Source organism: Neoroseomonas rubea (genome assembly GCF_016106015.1).
In the GTDB taxonomy this organism is placed as follows: domain Bacteria; phylum Pseudomonadota; class Alphaproteobacteria; order Acetobacterales; family Acetobacteraceae; genus Neoroseomonas; species Neoroseomonas rubea.
The window spans coordinates 1-1,345 of the sequence record NZ_JACADQ010000586.1 but is presented as its reverse complement, the minus strand read 5'-3'; the positions used below and the strand labels follow the sequence as shown (position 1 = coordinate 1,345).

Genomic DNA, 1,345 nt, shown 5'->3' with positions numbered 1-1,345 from the left:
CGGCCTCGCGCTGCGCCTGTTCGCGCGCGGCGGCTTCGCGTGCGGCGGCCTCGGCGCGCGCCGCTTCCTCCCGCGCCGCGGTTTCGCGAGCGACCTGCTCCTGCCGCTGGCGATCCTGGTCGGCGGTGTTCGAGCCGGCGCCGGGGCCGGCGAGGAAGTACCAGCCCGCCACGGCGGCGATCACCAGCGCGCCGGCGCCGCCGGCGATGGCGCCGACCGGCGCGCCCTTCTTCTCGGGCGGCGCGACGCCAGGCCCGGGCCGCTGCATCGTGCCGGTCGCCCCGGCCGGAATGCGGCCGGTGACGACCGTCGCATCCTCGTTCAGCCCGGGCAGGCCCGGCAGGCCCGTGGGTTCGGGCGCGGCGGCGGGCGCGCTGGCGGCGGTGCGGATGGCCTCGGCGAATTCCAGCGCCGAGCGGTAGCGGTCGTCCGGCCGCTTGGCGAGCGCGCGCGCGATCACCCCGTCGAAGGCGCGCGGCGTGGTGACGGACAGCGAGGAGGGCGGCGGCGGCTCCGTATGCAGCGCCTTGTGCATCACGGCCGAGAAGCCGCCTTCGAACGGCTTCTCCCCGGTCAGCAGCTGGTACAGCATCACGCCCGCGGCCCAGATGTCGGCGCGCAGGTCCACCGGTTCGCCGCGGAACTGCTCGGGCGCCATGTAGGACGGCGTGCCGATCAGCGTGCCGACCTGCGTCATCGAGGAATTCTCGAGCCGCGCGATGCCGAAATCGGCGATCTTCACCTGGCCGTCGGTGGTCATCATGATGTTGCCGGGCTTGATGTCCCGGTGCACCACGCCGCGCTGGTGGGAATAGTGCAGCGCCGCGCAGACCTCGCCCATGATCCGCACGATCTCGGGGACGGTGAAGCGTTCCTGCTTGTCGAGCCGGCCCTTCAGGCTGCCGCCCTCGACCAGTTCCATCACGATCCAGGCCTGGGTCGCGTTCTCCCCATAGTCGTAGACGCCGACGATGTTGGGGTGGGACAGGCGGCCGGCGGCCTGGGCTTCGCGGCGGAAGCGGGCGTGCGATTCCACCGCCTCGGGGTCGTTCTCGTTCGGGCGGTTCACCACCTTGATGGCGACGCGCCGCTCGATGATGCGGTCCACCGCGTCGTACACGGTGCCCATGGCGCCGGCGCCGAGCGTGCCGCGCACCTCGTACTTCTGGTTCAGCTCGGCTGGCAGCATGGGCCCCTGGGGTCTCCGGCGTCCGGCGGTCGTCCTGCGGCTAGACTACAGCCTTGCCGCGCAGATGTCGTCACCGGCCGTCCCGGCAAGGCCGCCCGGTCACAGCCGCGCCGGCGCGGCGGCGGCGGCGCTGGCCCCGGCCGCCCGCCGCCCGTC

The 1,345-nt window shown here is 73.8% G+C and carries 1 protein-coding gene; it reads right to left on the bottom strand.

Annotated elements, in window-relative coordinates; all coding sequences use genetic code 11:
• The coding region (locus HW577_RS25085) for a serine/threonine-protein kinase (protein ID WP_198378808.1) at window positions 1-1,189 on the bottom strand (1,189 nt) is incomplete at its 3' end.
• Window positions 1,190-1,345 lie beyond the last annotated feature (156 nt).